This is a genomic window from Delftia sp. ZNC0008, from assembly GCF_000799035.1.
In the GTDB taxonomy this organism is placed as follows: Bacteria; Pseudomonadota; Gammaproteobacteria; order Burkholderiales; family Burkholderiaceae_C; genus Comamonas; species Comamonas tsuruhatensis.
Map to the genome: position 1 here is coordinate 1 of NZ_JTKZ01000630.1, position 304 is coordinate 304.

Sequence of the window (304 nt, forward strand, 5' to 3'; positions counted from 1 at the left end):
CCGCGTTGACGGCGATGCCGGCCAGGCCCTGGACGCGGTTCAGGTCCACGATCTGTTCGGGCCGCGCCAGGCGCAGGCGCATCGATGGCAGCAGGCTTTGGCCTCCGGCCAGGTACTGGCCGCCCTGGGCGGCCAGGGCAGCGGCGTCGGCCGTGTTGCCAGGGGCTTCATAGGTGAATGCGTACATGGCGCTCTCCTCAGGAGGTGGCTGCGGCGTCGATGGCCGACCAGACACGGTGCGGGCTGGCCGGCATGTCCAGGTCCCTGACACCCAGGGGATGCAGTGCGTCGAGCACGGCATTGA

General features: G+C 70.1%; 1 protein-coding gene. It reads right to left on the reverse strand.

All coding sequences use genetic code 11. The features are described 5' to 3' along the window. The coding region (locus L995_RS20585) for an FAD binding domain-containing protein (protein WP_047473370.1) at positions 1-187 on the reverse strand (187 nt) is incomplete at its 3' end. Between the last annotated feature and the right edge of the window lie 117 nt (positions 188-304).